Origin of the sequence: Streptomyces sp. NPDC059002, from assembly GCF_042740435.1 — a bacterium.
Lineage (GTDB): Bacteria > Actinomycetota > Actinomycetes > Streptomycetales > Streptomycetaceae > Streptomyces.
In genome coordinates this window covers 347886-361364 of record NZ_JBHYJI010000002.1, presented here as the reverse complement: position 1 = coordinate 361364, position 13479 = coordinate 347886, and the positions used below count along the sequence as shown (strand labels likewise).

Annotated in this window: 12 protein-coding genes; 6 read left to right on the top strand and 6 right to left on the bottom strand. The window is 70.8% G+C overall.

What is annotated here, in order from left to right:
• Positions 1 to 53: 53 nt before the first annotated feature.
• On the bottom strand, positions 54 to 1337 hold the full coding sequence (locus ACFWZ2_RS03570; RefSeq protein WP_384541174.1) for a glycosyltransferase family 4 protein: 1284 nt from the start codon (positions 1335 to 1337) through the stop codon (positions 54 to 56).
• 183 nt (positions 1338 to 1520) lie between these two features.
• Between ACFWZ2_RS03570 and ACFWZ2_RS03565 the strand changes: the two genes are divergently transcribed.
• On the top strand, positions 1521 to 2243 hold the full coding sequence (locus ACFWZ2_RS03565; protein WP_384541170.1) for a response regulator transcription factor: 723 nt from the start codon (positions 1521 to 1523) through the stop codon (positions 2241 to 2243).
• An 8-nt stretch (positions 2244 to 2251) separates the two neighbouring features.
• The gene (locus ACFWZ2_RS03560) at positions 2252 to 3700 is read left to right on the top strand and encodes an ATP-binding protein (protein ID WP_384541167.1); all 1449 of its coding nucleotides are present in this window, start codon (positions 2252 to 2254) and stop codon (positions 3698 to 3700) included.
• 62 nt (positions 3701 to 3762) lie between these two features.
• Here the strand turns inward: ACFWZ2_RS03560 and ACFWZ2_RS03555 are convergent, their stop codons facing one another.
• From ACFWZ2_RS03555 to ACFWZ2_RS03535, 5 genes are all read right to left on the bottom strand, one after another.
• Complete coding sequence (locus ACFWZ2_RS03555; RefSeq protein ID WP_384541276.1) at positions 3763 to 4110, bottom strand: tetratricopeptide repeat protein; 348 nt, start codon at positions 4108 to 4110, stop codon at positions 3763 to 3765.
• A 99-nt stretch (positions 4111 to 4209) separates the two neighbouring features.
• Complete coding sequence (locus ACFWZ2_RS03550; protein WP_384541165.1) at positions 4210 to 5883, bottom strand: ABC transporter family substrate-binding protein; 1674 nt, start codon at positions 5881 to 5883, stop codon at positions 4210 to 4212.
• Positions 5884 to 5936: 53 nt separating this feature from the next.
• Positions 5937 to 8048, bottom strand: a complete 2112-nt coding sequence (locus tag ACFWZ2_RS03545) for a dipeptide ABC transporter ATP-binding protein (protein WP_384541163.1) — start codon at positions 8046 to 8048, stop codon at positions 5937 to 5939.
• The gene (locus tag ACFWZ2_RS03540; protein ID WP_384541160.1) at positions 8045 to 8950 is read right to left on the bottom strand and encodes an ABC transporter permease; all 906 of its coding nucleotides are present in this window, start codon (positions 8948 to 8950) and stop codon (positions 8045 to 8047) included. The genes ACFWZ2_RS03545 and ACFWZ2_RS03540 overlap by 4 nt, the downstream gene beginning before the upstream one ends.
• Position 8951: 1 nt before the next feature.
• Positions 8952 to 9932, bottom strand: coding sequence for an ABC transporter permease (locus ACFWZ2_RS03535; protein ID WP_384541158.1), 981 nt, complete (start codon positions 9930 to 9932; stop codon positions 8952 to 8954).
• Between the two features lie 386 nt (positions 9933 to 10318).
• Between ACFWZ2_RS03535 and ACFWZ2_RS03530 the strand changes: the two genes are divergently transcribed.
• The 4 genes from ACFWZ2_RS03530 (at position 10319) to ACFWZ2_RS03515 (ending at position 13380) form a co-directional block, all read left to right on the top strand.
• Positions 10319 to 11236, top strand: coding sequence for an endo-beta-N-acetylglucosaminidase H (locus ACFWZ2_RS03530; RefSeq protein WP_384541156.1), 918 nt, complete (start codon positions 10319 to 10321; stop codon positions 11234 to 11236).
• A gap of 140 nt (positions 11237 to 11376) precedes the next feature.
• Positions 11377 to 11736, top strand: a complete 360-nt coding sequence (locus ACFWZ2_RS03525) for a hypothetical protein (protein ID WP_384541154.1) — start codon at positions 11377 to 11379, stop codon at positions 11734 to 11736.
• A 130-nt stretch (positions 11737 to 11866) separates the two neighbouring features.
• A complete protein-coding gene (htpX, locus tag ACFWZ2_RS03520) occupies positions 11867 to 12787 on the top strand; it encodes a zinc metalloprotease HtpX (protein ID WP_384541152.1) in 921 nt (306 codons plus the stop codon).
• Positions 12784 to 13380, top strand: a complete 597-nt coding sequence (locus ACFWZ2_RS03515) for a hypothetical protein (protein WP_384541149.1) — start codon at positions 12784 to 12786, stop codon at positions 13378 to 13380. The genes htpX and ACFWZ2_RS03515 overlap by 4 nt, the downstream gene beginning before the upstream one ends.
• Positions 13381 to 13479 lie beyond the last annotated feature (99 nt).

Genomic DNA, 13479 nt, shown 5'->3' with positions numbered 1-13479 from the left:
GAGCTCGTGGCGGAGCAGGACGACGGCGTAGGCGTGCGGCCAGAGCGCTGCCATCAACTCCCAGGTGACCCGGCCCTCCAGGAACGCGCCACCCGCAAGCGGCCGAGCGCCGCTCCGCACCCTCGCCGTACGGCGCGGACGCGGGCCCGGGCCCAGGACCGTGCCCTGGCGCGGGAACGCTCCCTGGCGCGCCCGCGCCGCGTCGCCCGGAGCTCGGCGAAGAGCGCCTCGTGGCGGCGGACGATCGGGTCGGGGTCGAAGCGGCGGGCGCTGCGCAGCGCGGCCTCGCCCATCCGGTGGCGCAGCGGGGCGTCCTCGATCAGCTCGACGAGCGCCTTGGCCAGCGCGTGGCCGTCGCCGCACGGCACGAGACGGCCGTCGTGCCCGTCCTCGATGATCTCCGCGGGGCCCAGCGGGCAGTCGGTGCTGACCACCGGAAGGCCGCAGCGCATCGCCTCGACGAGCGTCATGCCGAAGGACTCCGCGTCGGACGCGGACGCGACCAGGGACGCCTGCCTGAACTCCGTCTCGAGCGGCGAGCGCACCCCCATGAGCGTGATGTGGCCGCCGAGCCCGAGCCCGTCGATCATGCTCTGGAGGCCCGCCTTGCCGGGACCGCCGCCGTAGATCCGCAGCCGCCAGTCGGGATGCTGCGCGGCGACCGCGGAGAACGCCTCCACGAGCAGGTCGAACCGCTTGCCCGGCACGAGCCGCCCCGCCGCGGCCACCACCTTCGCCGCACCGTCGCGGGGCCCGTCCGCCGGAGCGGGCACGATGTTCGGCACCGCGAGAACCCGCACGCCCGGCAGCGGCATCCGTCTGCGGTAGACGGCCGCGTCCGCCTCCGTGGTGGTCACCACGGCGTCCAGCACGCGGTAGTGGCGGGCGAGTTCGGCCCGCAGGCGCTTGCTGTGCGCGTCGTGGCGCAGATGCTCCTGGGCGATGCGCAGGGCGCGGCGCGGACCGAACCGGGCCAGATAGACGTTGAGCCCCGGGCGGGTGCCGATGACGACGTCGGCGTCGCAGCCGCGCAGAAAGTCCGCCGCGCGCACGTCATGGAGGCGGGTGTACTGGTGATGGCGCCGGTCGGCCACGGGGAAGTCCCGCGCGGGCTCGGCGAACAGCGGATCCGCCATGTCCGCGCCGCCCACCCGGATGTCCACGAGCGGCACCAGCACGACGCGCGGATCCACGGCGAAGCGCGGCGCCTCGCGGTGCCGCATCAGCGACACGACCCGGACCTCGTGGCGGTCGGCGAGCGCGGCCGCGAGGTTGAGGGTGGTGCGGATGGTGCCGCCGACCGCGTAGGCGTTGTGCAGCAGGAACACGACCTTCATGCGGTGCATTTCTCCCTGGTGGAGCGCGATGTGAGGGGCGCGGGCGGAATGGATCGGACGGAGCCCCACCCTGGCAGCGCGGGGTAAGCCGAGGGCCCGGCGAAGGTGAGAGCCGGGTAAGAGAAGCGGAGGCGCCGGGCCCCGGGGGACGGTCCTGCGCGGACGGCTTGGCAGACTGCCCGTATGCCCCACACCGTGCTGCTCGCCGAGGACGACCGCGCCATCCGCAACGCCGTCGCGCGTGCGCTGACCCTGGAGGGATACGAGGTCACGGCCGTCGCCGACGGCGTCCAGGCGCTCGCCACCGCCCATCGGCGGCCGCCGGACATCCTCGTGCTCGACGTGATGATGCCCGGCATCGACGGCCTCCAGGTCTGCCGGGTGCTGCGGGCCGAGGGCGACCGCACGCCGATCCTGATGCTCACGGCCAGGGTGGAGACCGCCGACCGGATAGCCGGTCTCGACGCGGGGGCCGACGACTACGTGGCCAAGCCGTTCGAGATCGAGGAGGTCTTCGCACGGCTGCGGGCGCTGCTGCGCAGGGTCGACGGGGAGACGCCCTTCGGCAGGGCGGCGGCACACACGGCTGAAGGTGTCCCTGCCGCGCTGGTCGAGACGGCCGACCTCAGGATCGACCCGCTGGCCCGCCGGGTCTGGCGCGGCGGCACGGAACTCGACCTCACCCGCACGGAGTTCGACCTCCTCGAGCTGCTCGCCCGCAACGCGGGGATCGTCCTCGACCACACCGCCATCTACGACCGCATCTGGGGCTACGACTTCGGGCCCAGCTCCAAGAACCTCGCCGTGTACGTCGGTTATCTGCGCCGCAAACTGGATGTCGTCGCCGACGGCGCCCCGCTGATCCACACGGTGCGGGGCGTGGGCTACGTCCTCAGGGAATCCTGAGCCCGCCCATGCCCGAGCCTCCCCGCCCCCGCCGTCCCGCCCGCGTGCGGCTGCCGCGCCGCTCCCGCACCAGTCTGCGGACGACCCTCGCCGCCTCGTTCGCCGCGGTCGCCGCCGGGGTCACGCTCCTCGTCGGCATCCTCAGTTACGACGCGGCGGCCCAACTCGTGCGCAGGGACCAGCAGTCGATGTTCATGGAGGTCGTCGGCGACCTGCGGGCCCAGGTGCGGTCCAGGAACCTGGACGCCGAGGACTACGCGACCGGGGACCTCGACCACGACGGCCTGCGCGACGATCTGGCCAAGCACACCCGCGCCGACATCCAGGTGCTCGCCGCGGGCGGCCGGATCGTCGACCAGGGCAGCCCCGCACTGCCGGTCGGCACGACGGACCGCACCCTCACGACCGACCTGGAGCCGGGCAAGGTGGCACGCCGCGACCTCGAGATCGGCGGCGAGGACTACCGCCTCGCGACCGTCGCGCTCGGCGGCGGCCGGGGCGCCGTGCAGGTCGCGCAGCAGTTCAGCGACACGGAGGACCTCCTCAAAGACCTCCAGGACCGCACGCTGCTCTTCGCCGGACTCGTGGTGTTCTCCGCGGGCCTGGTCGGCTGGTGGCTGGCCCGCCGCATCACCGGACGCCTCGTACGCCTCGCGCACGCGGCGGAAGGCGTCGCCGCCACCGGCAGGGTCGACACCCAGGTGCCCGTCGTCGGACGCGACGAGGTCGGCAGGCTCGGCCGCTCCTTCGACCACATGCTGGGCCGTCTCGCCAAGGCCGAGGACGACCAGCGCCGCCTGGTCCAGGACGCGGGCCACGAACTGCGCACCCCGCTGACGTCCCTGCGTACGAACATCTCCCTCCTGCACCGCATCGACGAACTGCCGCCCGGCGCACGGGCGGAACTGGTCGCCGATCTCGCCGATGAGTCCCGCGAACTGACCGACCTGGTCAACGAGTTGGTCGACCTCGCGGCGGGCAGGCCGGACGACGAGCGCGCCGAAGAACTCACGCTCGTCGAACCGGCGCAGGAGGCGGCCGCCGTGGCGCGGCGCCGCACCGGCCGCACGATCACCCTGCGGGCCGGGCATCCGCAGGTCTTCCGGGGACGTCCCGCCGCGCTGCAGCGCGCCGTCACCAACCTCCTGGAGAACGCGGCCAAGTTCGACCGCGACGGCACCGAACCCATCGAGATCGTCGTCGAGGGCCGCCGCGTCACGGTCCTCGACCGGGGTCCCGGCATCGATGCCGCCGACCTGGCCCATGTATTCGACCGCTTCTACCGCGCCCCGGTGGCCCGCAGCCTGCCGGGCTCGGGCCTCGGCCTCTCCATCGTGCGGGAGGTGGCCACGACGCACGGGGGCGTGGTCTTCGCCGAGGGGCGGCCGGGCGGGGGAGCGGTCATCGGATTCGTGGTGGGAGCGGGGGAGCCCTCCGGCGAGGGGTGGGACGCCTGAGGCGTGCCACCCCTGCCGGGGGCTCCCATGGGTTCCGCGCGGCCCGTCGGACCTGCGGCATGTCAGACCTGCGGCATGTCCCCGGACAGCGCCGCGGCCATCCGCAGATGCGGCGTCGCGTCCGCCTGCCTGCCCTGCCGCTCCAGGGTGCGGCCGAGCATCAGCCGGGCGTAGCTCTCGACCGGGTCGAGGTCGAGGACCTTGAGCAACTCGGTCTCGGCGCGCAGGAGCTGGGCCGAGTGGTAGTAGGCGCGGGCGAGGAGGAGGCGCGGGGCGACCTGCTCGGGAACCTCGTCGGCCAGGCCGTCGAGGATGCGCGCCGCCGTGGCGTACTCCTTGGCGTCGAAGAACTGCCGCGCGCGCTCCCAGCGCTCCGCCGCGGTCCCGTGGTCGTAGTAGGTCATTTCCAGCTTCTGCTGCACTGTCTGCCTCCTTCTGTGGGCTGCAACGACCACGGGTAGTTGAATATTCCACTTCGTGGCGGAGGGGGGCGGACGGGCGCCGCGGGGCTACTTCTCCCAGCCCACCGTCTCCGGCAGCGGGCTGTAGAAGATGGTCGCGCCCACGTTCGCCAGGCCCTTCCTGACGCTGTACGTCGACGGGCCGCTGAACAGCGGGAGCCGGGCGTACTCCTGGAAGGCCTTCTTCTCGAGCTTGTTCACCGCCGCCTGCTGCTCGTCCAGATCGCCGATGTCCGCGGTGGCGCGGATCTCCTTGTCCAGCGCGGGCGACCCGGCCCCCGTGATGTTGGAGTCACGGTCCGAGCAGAACATCTCGCACATGTAGCGGGCCCCGAAGGGGTCCATGGAGCGGTTGCCCGAGAGGATCAGATCGAACTTCCGCTCGTTGATGACGCTGGCGAAGTCCGCCTCGGCGACCTTCTTGACCGTGAGGTGGACGCCGATGGGCTTCAGCATCGCGGCGAACGCGCCGGCGGTGGCCTTGTCCAGCGGGGCGTCGCCCACAAGCGTGTAGCTGATCTCCAGCTTCTTGCCGTCCTTCTCCCGGATCCCGTCGCTCCCCGGCTTCCAGCCCGCCGCGTCGAGGTCCTTCTTCGCCTGGTCGGGGCCGTACTTCAGGACGGTGGAGACGTTGTCCTCGTACCCCTTCTGGAAGCTGTAGAACAGGGCCGAGCCGGGCAGCGGCTCCTTGTAGTCCAGGCCCTGGAACTGGATCTTCGCGATCTGGCTGCGGTCGACGCTCTCCTGGATCGCCTTGCGCACCGCCTTGTCCGCGAGGACCGGCGACTTGGTGTTGAAGTTGAGCGCGTACCCGAAGGGGCTGCCACCGCTGCGGATCTCGGTGCCCTTGAGCCCCTTGACCTGCTTCAGGCTCTCGGCGTCGATCGCGGAGACGTAGTCGAGCTGACCGTTCTTGAAGGCGTTGACCTCCGCGGTCTGCTCCAGGTTCACATAGACGCGCTTGTCGAGCCTGCCCTTCTTGCCCCACCACTTCGGGTTGCGGACGAAGGTGATGTTGCCCGAGTGGGTGTCCCACTTGCCGACCGTGTACGGGCCCGCACCCCACTCGGGGCGCGCCTTCTTCACGTACGCCTTGTTGAAGTTGTCGACCTGCGCGGCCTTCGGGTGCAGGAACGTGTAGAACAGGCTCGGCCAGGAGGCGTAGACGTCCTTGAAGGTGATGACGGCCTGCTTGTCGTCCTTGCCCCGCGCGACGTCGGTGATCTGGTCGTAGCCCTCCGTGGTCTGGGCCGCGTACTCCTTGTCGGAGCCGTTGTTCGCCTTCCACGTGGCCTTGATCGCGGTCCAGTCGATCGGCGTCCCGTCGTTGAAGGTGGCCTTCTTGTTGATCGTCAGGACGACCTTCTGCTTGCCGCCCTTGACGGACACCTGCACATCGCTGAAGTAGTCCGGGTTGTACTGCACGTCACCGGTCGGCGAGAAGGTGATCGCGTTCGCGTTGTACCAGGCCCACACCCGGGACGCCGCCAGCGTCCCATTGACCTGGAACGGGTTGCCCTGGTCGTCGAACGTCCCCGACGTCGTGTACGTCCCGCCGTCCCTGAGCTTGTCGTACGCCGTCGGGTTGTAGTCGGCGGCGCCCGGAGCGGCGGACGGGGTGTTCTTCGCGCCCGCGGCGTCGTCACCCGATGACTGGCACGCGGTGGCCGTGACGGAGAGGGCTGCTATGAGGGCGACGGGCAGGGCCAGTCTTGCGCGCATGGGAGTGGTTCCTTGGGTTGGGGATGGGACGTGGAATGGGGGTCGGCCGTCGGTCACGCGGCGTGGCAGGCGTACGCGTGATCCGGCCGCCCCGGCACCGGCCTGGGCGCGGGGCGCTCCGTACGGCAGCGCTCCTGGGTGTCCGCGTCGGCGAGGCGGTACAGCGGGCAGCGGTCGATGAACACACAGCCGCTCGGCAGGTCCGTGGCGCTGGGCTGCTCGCCGTTCAGGACGATCCGCTCGCGGGTGCGTTCGCGCTCCGGGTCGGGCACGGGGATCGCCGAGAGGAGTGCCCGGGTGTAGGGGTGCTTCGGGTCGGAGAACAGCGTCTCCGTGTCGCCGGTCTCGACGACGTGCCCCAGATACATCACCGCGATGCGGTCGCAGATGTAGCGGACCACCGCGAGGTCGTGCGCGACCATGAGATAGGCGAGGCCCAGCTCACGCTTGAGCCGGCCGAGCAGGTTGATCACCCCGGCCTGTACCGATACGTCCAGGGCGGACAGCGGCTCGTCGAGCGCGACCAGTTTCGGGTCCGTGGCCAGCGCGCGGGCGATGCCGATGCGCTGGCGCTGGCCGCCCGAGAGCGCCGCGGGGAAGCGGTCGCCCACCGAGGCGTCGAGGCCGACGAGCTCCAGCAGTTCATGGACGCGGGAGCGGATCGCGGCACGGTCGCGGCCGATGGCCTGAAGAGGTTCGGCGAGCAGTTGGTGGACGGGCAGGCGCGGGTCCAGGGCGCCCATCGGGTCCTGCATGACCATCTGCACGTCGTGCCGCAGGGTGCGCGCACCCCCGCCGGAACCGGCCGCGGCACCGGCATCCGGGCCCGCCGCCGCCCCGATCTCCCTCCCCGCGATCTCGATCCGGCCGCCCTCCGGCCGGCGCAGCCGCAGGATCTCCATCAGCGTCGTCGTCTTGCCGCTGCCCGACTCGCCGACCAGGCCCAGCGTCTCCCCGGCCCGCAGCTCGAAGCTGACCCGGTTGACCGCGTGCAGCGTGCCGACCCTGCGCTTGATGAACGCGCCCTTGGTGACGGGGAACGTCTTGACGAGATCCTCGACGCGCAGCACCACATCGCCGCTCCCGGCGGAACCCGGGCCCGCCTCCCGGTCGACGGGCGTGACACCCCCGGTGGGATCCAGCGTGCCCCCGGCGATCTCGGCCGCGCGCAGGCAGGCCACGTCCCCGTGCCCCGTGACGCGGCGCAGCTCCGGTTCCTCGGAGCGGCACGCGTCGAGCGCGACGGCGCACCGGCTCGCGAAGGGGCAGCCGTCCGGCAGGCCCGACAGGGCGGGTGGCTCTCCGCCGATCGGGAGCAGCGGACGACGGACCCCGCCGTCCACGGTCGGCACCGCGGCGAGGAGCCGCGCGGTGTACGGCATCGTCGGCCTGCGGAACAGCGCGTGCACGTCCGTCTTCTCCACGAAGCGCCCCGCGTACATGACGGCGACGTCGTCCACATGGCCCGCCACCACCCCGAGGTCATGGGTGATCAGGACGAGCCCGGCGCCGGTCTCCTGCTGCGCCAGGCGCAGTACGTCGAGGATCTGCGCCTGCACCGTGACGTCGAGCGCGGTGGTGGGCTCGTCGGCCACGAGCACGCTCGGCCGGTTGGCGATCGCCATCGCGATGACCACGCGCTGGCGCATGCCGCCGGAGAACTCGTGGGGGAAGGCCGAGGCCCGGCCCCGCGGATCGGGGATGCCGACGAGGTCGAGCAGTTCGACGGCCTGCTCCCAGGCCGCCTTCTTGGTCAGGTCCTGGTGGACCCGCAGCGCGTCGGAGAGCAGTCGGCCCACGGAGAAGATGGGGGTGAGTGCGGACAGGGGGTCCTGGAAGACCATGCCGATGGACTTGCCCCGTACCCGCGAGAGGGCCCGGTCGTCGAGGCCGACCAGGTTCTGGCCGCCGAGCAGGACCTCGCCGCGCAGATCGGCGGTGGGCGGCAGCAGGCCCATGACGCCCATCGCGGTGGCCGACTTGCCCGAGCCGGACTCGCCGACGATGCCGAGGGTCCTGCCCGGCAGCAGATCGAAGCTGACGCCGCGCACCGCTTCGACGGTCCCGGACTCGGAGGGGAAGGAGATCCGCAGGTCCCGCACGGAGAGCACGGGGGTGGCGCCGGTGGGCGGGACCGTGTCGCGCAGGGGAATGGTGAGTGTCATCGTCGGCCTCCCGCCGCGCCGGTCACAGAGGTGGGGTCGAGGGCGTCGCGAAGCCCGTCGCCGATGAAGGTCATCGACACGGTGAGCAGGACGACGAGGCCCGCGGGAAAGGCGAAGAGCCAGGGGGCGCTGGTGATGGTGGTCGCCCCGTCGGCGAGCATCGTGCCGAGCGACACGTCCGGGGTCTTGACGCCGAACCCGAGGAAGGACAGCGCGGTCTCGCTGAGCACGGTCGCGACGACGCCGAGCGTCAGATTGACGATGAGCAGGGAACCGAGGTTGGGGATGATGTGGCGCAGGATGATGCGCAGCGGGCGGACGCCCATGAACTCCGCCGCCGTCACATAGTCCCGTTCGCGCAGCGAGGTCGAGACGGACCAGACGACCCGGGCCGTGGACATCCAGCCGAACACGGTGAGCACCAGGATGAGGACCCGCCAGTCACCGGCCAGGTGGTTGGAGACCAGGGCGAGGATGAGGAACGAGGGGACGATCAGCAGGAAGTGGATGACGGCGAGCGTCAGCCTCTCCACCCGGCCGCCGAAGTACGCGGCGCTCGAGCCGATGACCGCGGCGACGACGATCGTCAGGACGGACACGCTCACGGCGATCACCAGCGAGCGCCGCAGCCCGTGCACGGCACTGGCGTAGATGTCGTTGCCGCCCTGGTTGGTGCCGAACCAGTGCACGTCGCTGGGCGGTTGGGTGAGGGCGGTGAAGTCGGCGTCGGTGTGGTGGTAGGACGTGAACAGGCCGCCGAAGACGCTGAAGAGCACCAGCAGCGCGAAGATCACGACGCCGGCCACGGCGAGGCGGTTGCGCAGGAAGCGTCGCAGATAGAGCCGGCCGCGGCCGAGGTCCCTGCGCGCCGTGACGGTGACGGTATCGGTCGCTGTCGCCATGTCAGTTCACCCGCACTCTCGGGTCGAGGAAGACCGTGGCGATGTCCGCGAGGATCGCGCCGATCGCGGTGAGCACCGCGGCGAACGCGGCCGTCGCGACCGCGCCGTGCACGTCGTTCTTGCTGATGGTCTGGACGAAGTAGCGGCCCATGCCATTCCAGCCGAAGACCGTCTCGGTGATGACGGCCCCGGTGAACAGGGCGGGCACGCTGAACGCCACGGAGGCCGCTGTCGGGATCAGCGCGGCCCGCAGGGCGTGCCTGCGAACGGCCTGGCTGCGGGTGAGGCCGGTGGCCTGGGCGGTGCGCACGAAGTCGGCGTTGATCGTGTCGAGCAGCAGCGAGCGCTGCGTCAGGTGGTACCCCACGTATCCCATCAGCGTCAGCGTGAGCGTCGGCAGGATCAGGTGCAGGAGGCGGTCACCGATCGTCGGGAGCAGCCCCTCGACATCGGGCGAGTTCTCCCCGGCGACGTAGAGGAAGTCGAACCCGGCGTGCTCGTTGAGCCAGATGGCGACGAAGACCACGCCGAGGGCCGCGACGGACGTCGGGACGTTGAACACCGCGATGGAGATGGCCTGCGAGATGCGGTCGGCTGGGCCGTACTGGCGTGCGGCGGTGTAGACGGCGAGCGCGACACCGATCACGACGGACAGGACGGTCGCCGTGACGACCAACTCGGCGCTGATGAGGGCGCGGTAGCCCACCTCGCCGTTGACGGAGACGCCGGTGGGGGACCTGCCCCAGTCGAAGTCGAGGGTCACGGAGGTGAGCCAGTTCCACCACCGCTGCACCAGCGGCATCCCCGGGTCGAGGTTGTAGGGGGCGAGGGCCCCGGCGATCTGCTCCTCGCTGCGGACGGGCCGCAGCTCCCGGTAGTTCGATCGCGGGTCGAGGAACCAACTGGCCAGGAAGTACGTGGCGTTGGTCGCCACCACGATCATCAGGAGCCAGCCGGACGCCTTGCGCATCACATAGCGCATGGTGCCGACCGCCCCCTCTCCACACGCGCGGGGTGCGCCGGGACGGCGCCGGGGAGACAGGTCGAGTGCATGCGTGGTGGAGCTTTCTGCGGGCGTGTGGGTACGGAACGGTGCCGCGAAGGGGCGAATGTCAGCTTGGTCCGTACTAAGGGGCGGCACCAGGTTTTGGCCGGTTTCGCCATGAGCCCGCAATGTTGCCGTAGAGATCGCAATGTTGCCGTAGCAGAACGATCTCCGACATGGGCGGGGCGCAGGATGCGTGGGAGTCGTGAAGAGTTCAGGCGTGATTACCGGGATTCGGTCACGAAAGCGAAAAACTCGGAGGGCTCACTCGGCGCTTTCGAACAGGTCGGGCGCCGCCCCAAGCGATGGGAGACCGATCAACGATGTTCACTCTGGTACGGAGCAGAGTGCGGAAGGCCGCGCTCGCGCTCTCGGCCGTCGCGGCCCTCGCCTTCGGCACGGCCGCCACGACCGGCGCGGCAGCCGCCCCCGCTCCCACGAAACAGGGACCGACCTCGGTGGCGTACGTCGAGGTGAACGACAACAGCATGCTGAACGTCGGCAAGTACACCCTCGCGAACGGCGGCGAGAACGTCTTCGACGTCGCCGTGATCTTCGCGGCGAACATCAACTACGACACGACCAAGAAGGAGGCGTACCTGCACTTCAACGAGAACGTGCAACGCGTCCTCGACAACGCCGCCACCCAGATACGGCCGTTGCAGCAGAAGGGCATCAAGGTCGTCCTCTCGGTGCTCGGCAACCACCAGGGCGCGGGCTTCGCCAACTTCCCGTCCAAGGCGGCGGCTTCGGCGTTCGCGAAGCAGCTGTCGGACACCGTGACCAAGTACGGCCTCGACGGCATCGACTTCGACGACGAGTACGCCGAGTACGGCAACAACGGCACCGGCCAGCCCAACGACAGCTCCTTCGTGCACCTGGTGACGGCGCTGCGCGCGAACATGCCGGACAAGATCATCAGCCTCTACAACATCGGCCCCGCCGCCTCGCGCCTCTCCTACGGCGGCGTCGACATCTCCGCCAAGTTCGACTACGCCTGGAATCCGTACTACGGCACCTGGCAGGTCCCCGGCATCGCACTGCCCAAGTCGAAGCTGTCGCCCGCGGCCGTCGAGATCGGCGGGACCTCGCAGGGCACGACCGCCGACCTCGCCCGCCGCACCGTCGACGAGGGCTACGGCGTCTATCTCACGTACAACCTCGACGGCACCGACCGCAGCGCCGATGTCTCCGCGTTCACCAGGGAGCTGTACGGCAGTGACGCCGTCTACACGCCGTAGGGCGCCCCGCGCCCCGCATCCCGTAAGGAAGTGACCCGTGCGAACCGCGCCTCCGACAACGATGTCGGAGGCGCGGTCGCCGCCGCCCGATGCGCGCAGCGGGACCCTGCGGCCTTTCGCCCCGGCGTTAGGATCCGGCTGTGAAAGTACATCTGACCAGGGACAGCGTCGCGATGGGCGACGACGCCTACGCCCCGCACGCCGAGACCATGGAGCTGCCCGACGGGATGCCGCTGCGCGAGGCGGTCACCGCCGTCGGCAAGGGCAGGTACCTCGCCTCGATCGCGGGGGGCGCGGCCACGTGGGTCCTGACCGGTGCCGACGGCCCGATCGCCGTGGTCGCACAGCAGTGGAACGAGCCGCGGCTTCTCCACTCCGGTCCGTCCGCGCCGACGTCACCCGCCACGGACGAGCGAGCCGTCCACTGGCACTTCCGCTACCTGGCTCAGCGGGACCCGGATGCGGTCTACGACGAGCTGAGGGCGGCTTCGACGACCTGAGGTGTTCAGGGGTCTTTCCGGCCGCGCCCCGTCGGGTGGAGGCCCGACGGCCCGGCGCCCGGGCCCGAATGGCCCTTGTGCGGATGGCCGACGGCGGACGACCGTGGCCTCGACGCATGGGGTGATGGCGATGACGACGCGCAGCCGATTCGAGCCCGACCGGCAGTTGACCGCCCGCATGCTGGTGGTGATGTTCCTGCTCGGGCTGGTGTACGTGATGTTCATCGGCGTGCTGATCGTGCTGGTCGAGAACATCGTCCTGGTGGTGGTCATCGCCGCCGGGGTCCTGGGCGCGCAGTACTGGTTCTCCGACCGGATCGCCCTGTACGCCATGCGCGGCCGGCTCGTCACGCGCGAGGAGGAACCCCGACTGCACGGCGTGGTCGACCGGTTGTGTGCCGCGGCGGACATGCCGAAGCCACGGGTGGCCGTCGCGCAGCTGGACATGCCCAACGCGTTCGCCACCGGCCGGGACGCCGACCACGCCGTCGTCTGTGTCACCACCGGACTGTTGCGCCGACTGGAGACCGAGGAACTCGAAGGAGTGCTCGCCCACGAGCTCTCCCACGTCGCGCACCGTGACGTCGCGGTGATCACCATCGCCTCCTTCCTGGGGGTGCTCGCCGGACTGATCGTGCGCTTCGCGTTCTACTCCCAACTGTTCGGCGGCCGACAGCGCGACCAGAACACCGCCGCCCTGATCGGGATCGTCATCACGGTCTCCGCCCTCGTCTACGCCCTCAGCTTCCTGCTCGTCCGGGCCCTCTCCCGCTACCGTGAACTCGCCGCCGACCGTGCCGCCGCGATGCTCACGGGGAAACCCTCGGCCCTGGCGTCGGCCCTCACCAAGGTCACCGGTGACGTGGCCCGCATCCCCACCAAGGATCTGCGGACCGCGCAGGCGTTCAACGCGTTCTTCTTCACCCCCGCCCTCGGATCCCGCTCGGTGCTCGGCGGCCTGTTCTCCACCCACCCCACCCTGGAGCGCCGCCTGAAGGCGCTGGAGGAGATCGCCATGCGTCTCGGCGGACCGGGCGGCGGGGCGCGATGAGGCGGCGGCGCGCCGTGGACTTCTGGGGCGTCCTGCTCGGCCGGAGCAAGCCGGTCGCGCCCGACCTGGACCGGCTCTTCGGACTGCCTTCGGCGGCGATCGCCCTGGAGGCCGCCCTCGGCTTCACCCCGACCGGCAAGGGCTCGGTGTGCTTCGCCGCCATCGAAGGCGGCGCGTTCGCGCGCATCCAGCAGGAGGTGCGCGCGCTCCTGGCCGCCGACGCGGCACGCGGGGGCACATCGGTGGAGTTCAGCCGCGATGCCTACGGCTACTCGTGGCTGCTGTCCCGCCGGAACCCCGACGACCTGCCCGCCCTCGTCAACGACCTGCATGCGGTGAACAGCGCGCTGCAGGACAGCGGATTCGGTCCCCAACTCCTGTGTTCCCTGGTGTTCTTCCGCGACGCCGACGAGCGCCCCCTCGCGCTGGTCTACCTCTACAAGCGCGGCACCTTCTACCCCTTCGCCCCGCTGCCCGGCGAGAGGCGCGACAACGCACTGGAACTGGAACTGAAAGCGGCGGTCGGCGGCGACCTGCCCATCGAACACGACCTGAACCGCTGGTTTCCGCTGTGGGGGGTACCAGGTCTGTGAGCCGAGCTGCGCCGGGCTGAGCCGGGCGCAGCCGCCGCCGCTCGATCGGCACGCGCCATCGGGCCGAACGGCCCGGCCCAGGGCCCCACTTGGCCTCTG